Genomic DNA, 6,383 nt, shown 5'->3' with positions numbered 1-6,383 from the left:
GCCATCATCACGAGCACCGACAACTCGGGCAGGGCTCGTGCGTACTCACGGGCCCAGAGCGCGGCGAGCGCGACCGCGTGGCGGAGGCGGCGGGTGGTGGCGAGTTCCGGGTCGAGACCGTCGAGCAGTGCCAGGACCGATGCGGCACGATCGGGAGAGTCCTCGAGCACGGCGACGAGGGCCTCGCCCAGATCGTCGGAGTGCTCGTCGCCGTTGCCGCCGAAGTCCAGGTCCAGGTTGTCCTGGTCGAAGGAAGCGCCGCCGTTCACCGGTCCCACGTCGGGGTCGTCGCGCAGCATCCCGGCGATCCACGGCGCGATCGCTTCCGGCCGGCCCGCGTCCAGGGCGACGCCCAGCGACGCCTCGATCAGCACGGGCGTCGGCTCGACCGACTCGAGGCAACGCTCGGTGACCGGTAGCAGCACGGCGAGTTGCTCGGGGTGGTCGGTCCACATGCCCGCCAGGCGCTCGTTGGCGGCCTCGTGGTTACGCGTCCGGGCCAGCAGCACGGCGTGCAGGGCTTCCAGCTGGAGCCGTCCATCGGCCGGCCAGTCGTCGACGAGGTCTTCGACCGAACGGAGCAGGCGGTTCAGCGATCCGTGGTCGTGGGCGGGGATCTCGTGGGCGTGCACCGCGGCGGCGGAGAGGTCGCCGTCGCGGAGGGCCGTCTCGGCCAGCACCACCAGCATCTCGTTCGGCAGACCCTCGGAGCGGCCTTCGCCGAGCAGGGTGCGGAGTTCCTGCGCGGTGGCGGCCCCGTCGCGCAGGAGTGTCTGGGTCAGCGGCGGGATCTCGTCGAAGCGTTTCTGGACCACCAACAGGCGCAGACGCAGCTTCGACAGCTCGCCGCGGTCGGCCAGGGCGTCGTCGTCGGAGACCGCGGCCAGGCGGTCGAGCAGGGTGTCGCGGAGCGCGGGATCGGCGTCGGCGCTCTCGAGGTAGAACTGGGCGGCGCGATCGCCGCGGCCGGCGAGGGTCTCGAGATCGCCCCGGGCCAGCAGCCATCGGCCGCGGTCGTCATCGGAGGGATCCGCGCGCTCGGTGAGATCCAGGGCTTCGTCCAGGCGGGTGGCGTCGCGCCGGGCGGCCGCGGCGGCCAGAGTGGCGCCCTCGGCGATCGCTCCGGCAGCGTGGCGCAGGTGGGCGCGGGCCAGGAGGAACCCGGCGAGCTCCGCGTACTCCTCGATCGCGTGGCCCAGGACCGGTTCCAGGGCGATGCGGGGCGCATCGTCCAGTCCGGCCAGGGCTGCCGCCTCGCGAGCGGCCAGGTCGTCGTCCCCGTCGACGCACGCGAGCATGAACTGCAGGCAGTGGCTGTTGACCAGCGACGCCGCCGGCGCGTTGCCGGTCGCGACGAGACTCTGGTGCCGCATCGTGTGCTTGCGACGGTGGATCGATCGATCGTCACCGCCGAGTCGCTGCAGCAGATCGAAGGCCGAGGCGACGTCCCCGTCTCCGAGAGCGGCGTCGATCAGGAATTCGCCCAGCGCGAGCGACGGAGTGTCGTCGAAGCGCTCACGGCAGGCGCCCAGCACCTTGTCGCGGGTGTCGGGCACCGAACGGACCAGGCCCCGGAGTGCGGTGACGCCGGTCGACCAGTCCTCGAGGTCGAAGGCGACCATGGCCGCCTCGAATTGGTAGTGCGGGGTGTCCGGGAACTTGCGTGCCCACTCCTGGAGTTTCTCGAGCGCCCGGTCGAGCTGTCCCTTCTGCCGGAAGGCTTCGACCTTCCGCAGGTTCTTGTCCAGGCTGTGCCCCAAGCCGATTCCGACCATGAAGTCCGCTCCGCGCTCCCGTTCGGGTGTCTCGCGCCGTTCGCCGGCTCCGCCGGACACACCCCGGCGGCGGCTCGGAGTGCGAATCCCGTACCAGAACGCGAGAGGGGTCAGTCGAGGACGGTCGTGATCGACGCGGCCGTGGCGGGCACGGCGGGTCGTCTGTGGGTCGAGACCGGCTCCGACAGGGGGCTCTCGTTCGCGGCCGCGTCCCGGGCCGAGACCCGGTAGTACCGCGGGCCCTGGTCGCCCGGCTCCTCGTCGATCCAGGAGTTGCTCCGCACCGGGTGGGTCTCGACGGGCCGGTAGCCGCCTTCCGGTCGGGTGGAGCGGTAGACGAGGTAGCCCGCGAGATCGGGATCGGTGCGGTTCGCCCGCCAGGACACCAGGACGCGGCCGTCGTCCAGGTCGGTCGCGGTCACGCCCGACGGCACCGCCGGCGCGCGGACGTCCGCCGACACCCCGGCCGGGGTGTCGTCGTCTCCGTCGTCGCACGCGCTCAGCAGGACCGGCCCGGCGAGGACCAGGAGCACGAGCAGGGACGCGGGAACCAGACCTTCGATCGCGCGCATGGTCGCTCCTCGGGAGCAGGGCCCGCCGCGGAAGGCGTGCGGGTGGACGGCGCGACCCTCTCTTCGTGCAATCGACGGGCCACTCGCGATCTGCGCGGAATCACACGCGGCCGTCCTCGGGCGGGCGCGTTCGATCCCGTGATTCGTGCGCGGATCGGGTGGCGTGACGTGGCGGAGGCCGGTACATTCGGCCGCTCGAACGCGACGGCACGGTGCCGGACGCGTTGCACCTCGCCGCGACTCCCTTGCGATCTGCCGCAACGTCGGCATTGACAAGGGTTTGATGCACGGGGCATGGTCGATCGCACGGCGAGGGCCGGCGGATCGTGCACTCCCTCCGTGATCCCGTTCCGGGGCGACTCCGAACGTGACGATCCCCGATCCGGGCCCCCCACGCGCCCGTGTGAGGTACGAATCATGACCAAACAGGACATCGTCGAGGACATCGCTCTGCGGACCGGCCTCACCAAGAAGGAAGTGAGCGAGGCCGTCGAACTGTTCCTCTCGCAGATCGGCGGCGCACTGGCCGAGGGCAAGCACCTCGAGATCCGCGGCTTCGGCACCTTCAAGGTGAAGGAGCGCAAGGCGCGCATGGCGCGGAATCCCCGCACCGGCGAGGCCGTTCCGGTGCCCGAGCGCAAGGTCCCGGTGTTCAAGGTCAGCAAGATGCTCAAGGATCGCGTGGCGCTGGGTTAGGCCTGCGATCGGGTGCGGCGGTGGGCCGTGCCCTTCCCCCTCACCGGGCACCGTTCCACCATGGATCCCGTCGATCTCCGCAGTGACACCGTGACGCGGCCCGGCGCGGCCATGCGCCGGGCCATGGCCGAGGCCGAGGTCGGCGACGACGTGCTCGGCGACGACCCCACCGTGCGTCGGCTCGAGGCGAGGGTGGCCGCCCTGACGGGCAAGGAAGCCGCCCTCTACGTGCCGAGCGGCACCATGGGCAACCAGCTCGCCCTGCGCGCGCAGTCGCAGCCGGGCCAACAGCTCGTGTGTCACGTCGACAGCCACGTGGTCCGCTACGAGGGAGGCGCTCCGGCGGCGCTCGGCGGACTGCTCGTGAGCTGCGTGCACACCGAGGACGGGTCGATGCCCTGGCCGCGAGTGGCCGAGGTCCTGAATCCCGACGACGACGTGCACTGTGCCGAGCCGGCGATCGTGGCGCTCGAGAACACGCACAACCGTTGCGGCGGCCGCGTGTTCCCACCCGAGTCCCAGCGTGCGACGCTCGAGGGCGCGCGCGACCGCGGCCTGCGCCTGCACCTCGACGGCGCCCGCCTCTGGAACGCGGCCGTCGCCCTGGGCCGCCCGGTGTCCGATCTCACGGCCGGCTTCGACACCGTCAGTCTGTGCTTCAGCAAGGGACTGGGAGCGCCGGTGGGATCGGTGCTCGTGGGCGACGGCGACGTGGTCCGCCGCGCGCACCGCCTGCGCAAGCAGTGGGGCGGTGGCATGCGCCAGGTGGGCGTGCTGGCCGCGGCCTGCCTTCACGCCCTCGACCACCACGTCGAGCGCATGGCCGACGACCACGCGCGGGCCCGCCGGCTCGCCGACGAGCTCGAGCACCCCGAGCTGAGGGCGGTGCGCACGCCCGAGTCCAACATCGTTCTCTTCGACGTGCTCGGAGAGCAGAGCTCGTCCGACCTCGCCTCCACGTTCGCGACCGCCGGTGTTCTGGTGTCGGCCTTCGGGCCGCGTCGGGTCCGGATGGTGACCCACCTCGACGTGTCCGACGCCGACGTCGACCGCGCCCTCGAAATCGTCTCGACCGCCGGGAGGGCATGATGAAGATCATCATCGTGGGCGCGGGCGCGGTGGGATCGATCGTCGCCAACCGCCTGTCGAGTGCGAACCACGACGTCGTCATGATCGAGGCCGATCCCGACATCGTGAACGAGGCCAAGGACCATGTCGACGCCATGATCCAGACGGGCAACGGCGCGGCCTGCGAGGTGCTCGAGGAGGCCGGCGTCGAGAAGGCCGGTGTCCTGATCGCCGTGACCGACGTCGACGAGATCAACATCCTGGCCTGCCTGCAGGCCGATCGCTACGGCGTGCGCACCAAGGTGGCCCGCGTGCGCAACCGCGAGTACTACCGCCGCGCCGGCGAGGAGGACACCACCGGGCAGTCGAGCTTCGAGGCCATCGACCAGATGATCAATCCCGACCAGGAGGCGGTGGCCGAGATCCACGAACTCCTCCTGCAGCCGGCGGCCACCGACATCTACGACTTCGCCGACGGACGCGTGCAGGTGATCGGCGCGCGCATCGGGTCGGGGGCCCCGGTCGACGGCAAGAGCCTGAGCGAGATCGCCGGCGAGGTCGGCAGTCGCTGGGCGTTGGTCGCGGCCATCACGCGCCGGCAGAAGACGATCATCCCCACCGGCGACGACAAGCTGCTCGAGGGCGACCACGTCTTCCTGGTGGGCCGACCGGGCCGGATCAACGAAGCCCTGGGCAGGCTCACCCGGCCCACACCGCGGCCGCGGGCGATCATGGTGGCCGGAGCCAACCGCATCGGCGTGTCGTTGTCCGAGTGGCTGGATCGCGACGGGATCCACGTGAAGCTGATCGAGCCCGACGAGCAGCGCGCGCGCTGGGCCGGCGACCGGCTCGAGAAGACACTGCCCCTGCGCGGCGAGGCCACCGACGCCGAACTGCTCGAGCAGGAGGGCGTGGAGAAGATCGACGCCTTCGTCGCCGTGAGCGACGACGAGGAGATGAACATCACCTCGTGTCTGCTCGCGCGGCACTACGGGGCGAGCAAGACGATCTCGCTGATCAAGCGTCCGAACTACGTGCCCCTGGCCGCGGTGATCGGAATCGACGCCGCCGTGAGCCCGCGTCTGTCGACCGCGCGCGCCATCATGCGCTACTTCCGCCACGGCAACATCCTCAGCCTGACCGATCTCAAGGACAGCGACGCCGAGGTGCTCGAGGTCGAGGCGACCGAGCGCAGCGCGGCGGTGGGGGTCCAACTGGCCAAGCTCGAACTGCCCCGCAACACGATTCTGGGTGCGATCATCAAGCCCTACCAGGTCGTCATCCCGCGCGGGTCCGACGTGATCGATCCGGGCGACAAGGTGCTCGTATTCACCCTGCCCGGTCGCGTGAAGGCCGTGCAGAAGCTGTTCAGGTAATCGTGGGCGTGAACCTCGACGCCGTGGTCCGCGTGTTGGGGCTGCTGTTGGCCGCCACGGCGATCGCCATGCTCGTGCCGTTCTTCGTGTCGTTGTTGGCGGGCGAGGACGCGGCGCCGTGGTTCGCCCTGTGCATCGGGATCGGTCTCGCGCTGGGCGCACCCACCGCCTTGTTGCTGCGTGGCCGGCAGGACCTGCGCAAGCGCGACGGCTTCGTGATCGTGAGCGTGGGATGGCTGGTCGTCGGACTGTTCGGCGCCATGCCCTTCTGGTTGTCGGGGCAGATTCCGTCGTTCACCGACGCCGCCTTCGAATCGGTGAGCGGGTTCACCACGACGGGGGCGTCGATCCTCTCGGACATCGAACAGCGGGTGGTGACGGATCCCGACACCGGGGAGGCGGTGACCGTCGGGCTGCAGCGGGGTCCCCTGCTCTGGCGCTCGATGATCCAGTGGCTGGGCGGCATGGGCATCGTGGTGCTGAGCCTGGCCATCCTGCCCCTGCTCGGAGTCGGCGGGATGCAGCTCTTCCGGGCCGAAGCGCCCGGGCCGTCCCCCGACCGGCTGACCCCGCGGATCAAGGAGACGGCCCGGCTACTCTGGGGCGTGTACTGCGCGCTCTCGCTGTCCTGCATGGTCGCGCTCATGATCGCGGGTCTGGGATGGTACGACGCGCTCTGCCACGCCTTCACCACCATGGCCACTGGTGGGTTCAGCACGCAGGACACGTCGATCGGCGGCTTCGCGAACCCGGCGGTCGAGAGCGTGCTGATCGTGTTCATGTTCCTGGCCGGCGTGAACTTCTCGCTGCACTACGCGGCGATCCGCGGCCGCCTGGGGGCATACCTCGGAGACAGCGAGTTCAAGACCTACCTGTCGGTGGTCGCGGTGGCGGGG

At 70.6% G+C, this 6,383-nt stretch carries 6 protein-coding genes; 4 read left to right on the top strand and 2 right to left on the bottom strand.

Annotated features, from left to right (window positions below; all coding sequences use genetic code 11):
* Together VKA86_08870 and VKA86_08865 are read right to left on the bottom strand one after the other, a co-directional pair.
* The coding region (locus tag VKA86_08870) for a hypothetical protein (protein ID HKK71318.1) at positions 1–1,775 on the bottom strand (1,775 nt) is incomplete at its 3' end.
* 110 nt (positions 1,776–1,885) lie between these two features.
* Entirely contained in the window at positions 1,886–2,347 is a 462-nt protein-coding gene (locus VKA86_08865) for a hypothetical protein (GenBank protein ID HKK71317.1), read from the bottom strand.
* 417 nt (positions 2,348–2,764) lie between these two features.
* Here VKA86_08865 and VKA86_08860 point away from each other — a divergent pair, with 417 nt between their 5' ends.
* The 4 genes from VKA86_08860 to VKA86_08845 all read left to right on the top strand — a co-directional run.
* Positions 2,765–3,043, top strand: a complete 279-nt coding sequence (locus VKA86_08860) for an HU family DNA-binding protein (GenBank protein ID HKK71316.1) — start codon at positions 2,765–2,767, stop codon at positions 3,041–3,043.
* Positions 3,044–3,070: 27 nt separating this feature from the next.
* The gene (locus VKA86_08855) at positions 3,071–4,132 is read left to right on the top strand and encodes a GntG family PLP-dependent aldolase (GenBank protein ID HKK71315.1); all 1,062 of its coding nucleotides are present in this window, start codon (positions 3,071–3,073) and stop codon (positions 4,130–4,132) included.
* Entirely contained in the window at positions 4,129–5,487 is a 1,359-nt protein-coding gene (trkA, locus tag VKA86_08850; GenBank protein ID HKK71314.1) for a Trk system potassium transporter TrkA, read from the top strand. The genes VKA86_08855 and trkA overlap by 4 nt, the downstream gene beginning before the upstream one ends.
* A gap of 8 nt (positions 5,488–5,495) precedes the next feature.
* A partial coding sequence (locus tag VKA86_08845; GenBank protein ID HKK71313.1) for a potassium transporter TrkG occupies positions 5,496–6,383 on the top strand: 888 nt, incomplete at its 3' end.

The organism is Candidatus Krumholzibacteriia bacterium, from assembly GCA_035268685.1.
Classification (GTDB): Bacteria; Krumholzibacteriota; Krumholzibacteriia; order JAJRXK01; family JAJRXK01; genus JAJRXK01.
The sequence above is the reverse complement of the archived record's forward strand: the minus strand, read 5'-3'. Positions and strand labels throughout refer to the sequence as shown.